The sequence below is a fragment of the Sulfuricurvum sp. genome, from assembly GCF_049305995.1.
In the GTDB taxonomy this organism is placed as follows: domain Bacteria; phylum Campylobacterota; class Campylobacteria; order Campylobacterales; family Sulfurimonadaceae; genus Sulfuricurvum.
Genome location: NZ_JBAQPS010000231.1, coordinates 1 through 1,528 on the forward strand (window position 1 = coordinate 1; position 1,528 = coordinate 1,528).

The window sequence follows — 1,528 nt, forward strand, 5'->3', positions numbered from 1 at the left end:
CTCTTCCACTAATGATTTACCGCTCGGGTTCCCACTGGCATCAGGATCAGAAGTTTCATTTTCAGGTACCATCTCCTTGACTGGGTTGATACGCTCTGCTACCGGTGCATAATCGTAAATTTTGACGAACTCTTCTTTGACCGCTTTTAACTTTTCTTTATTAACCGATGCAATCGCATAAAGAGCAATAAAGAGAGCCAAGAGTAAACTGAAAAAGTCAGCGGTAGGAACTGCCCATTTTTCACCGGCTTCACACTCTGGACACTTTTTACACTTATGTTTTTTACCCATTTAATAACTCATCAGTTAAATTGGCTGTGCTTCTCTTCTGCCGGAGAGAGAAAATTGAGTAATTTTGCTTCCAATGTCCGAGGATTATCCCCATGAACAATTCCAACGATACCTTCCAACATAAGCTTCTGTTCTTTGACGATATGGTGTGATTTTGCAATCATTTTTCGTCCAAATGGTCCTAATAGAACATAGGATGAAAAAATACCCGTAACAGTCGCCGTAAATGCCCCTGCAATACCCGCAGCCATTTCTGCAGGGTTATCCAGTTTCTTAAGTGCTAAAATAAGCCCAAGAACCGCTCCAATTAGCCCCATAACGGGTGAAGTTTCTCCTGCCAATACCCAGTAATGCCCGCATCCGTGATAATAATGTTCCGTCTCTTCTATGACTAATTCTAAGGTTTCAACAATGGTATCGACTTCATTCCCATCGATTGCCATACTTAAGCCTTGTTTTAAAAATGGATTTTCAATCTGTGCAACTTTTTGCTCCAATGACAAAAGACCATCACGACGTGCTTGAGTTGATAATTCAATAATCTCTTTAATTCGTGCATGTAAATCAACCGAGCTTTTTTTAAAAACAATTGGTCCAAGATTTTTAAAAGCACCTCTCACATATTCACCATCCGTCGCAACAGCTGCAGCTGCCATCGCCGTCGGAAAAATAACAATCAATGAAGCCAAGTGAATAATATGAACAGGATTTCCGCCATCGAGAATATCTCCAGTAGAAATCGATGCGATAGCTCCTAGAATCCCTAAAATAACCGTTAAATCCACGTGACTCCTTCTCGTCTTAAGTAATTATGACACGTCCCTGTAATTACCATTATTGGAATTATTTTAATTGTACCTTGTTTTCACTAAAATCAGTGCCGAATTTTCTATTTTTTATTAAACAAAGTATACAATATTTTAATCAAAAGCATCAAAAAAATTCCGCTTCCCATACTCGCAACAATAAATGCATAATATTCATTATGGGTAATGGCATCTGCCTCATATCCCAGTGTTGCAATAGCTACCGTAAATGTCAACGGCATTGAGTCACTCAATGAAAATAAAATAGTATTTTTTAGCCCTAAATAGCCGCTGTAGGCGACTAATGAACTCAATAGTCGAATTCCGATAATAGCTGCTGCAATAAAAAATGCCAATTCCAAAATTTTTGTATCAGTAAAGGCATCTAACGCTAAAGTAGACCCGACATGAATAAAAAAAATAGGAACCAA

At 38.4% G+C, this 1,528-nt stretch carries 3 protein-coding genes; all 3 read right to left on the minus strand.

The features are described 5' to 3' along the window. A partial coding sequence (locus WA010_RS08045; protein ID WP_422556612.1) for a flagellar motor protein MotB occupies window positions 1-291 on the minus strand: 291 nt, incomplete at its 3' end. An 11-nt stretch (window positions 292-302) separates the two neighbouring features. Further along, on the minus strand, window positions 303-1,076 hold the full coding sequence (gene motA, locus WA010_RS08050) for a flagellar motor stator protein MotA (protein WP_422556613.1): 774 nt from the start codon (window positions 1,074-1,076) through the stop codon (window positions 303-305). Between the two features lie 104 nt (window positions 1,077-1,180). After that, a partial coding sequence (locus WA010_RS08055; RefSeq protein ID WP_422556614.1) for a cation:proton antiporter occupies window positions 1,181-1,528 on the minus strand: 348 nt, incomplete at its 5' end.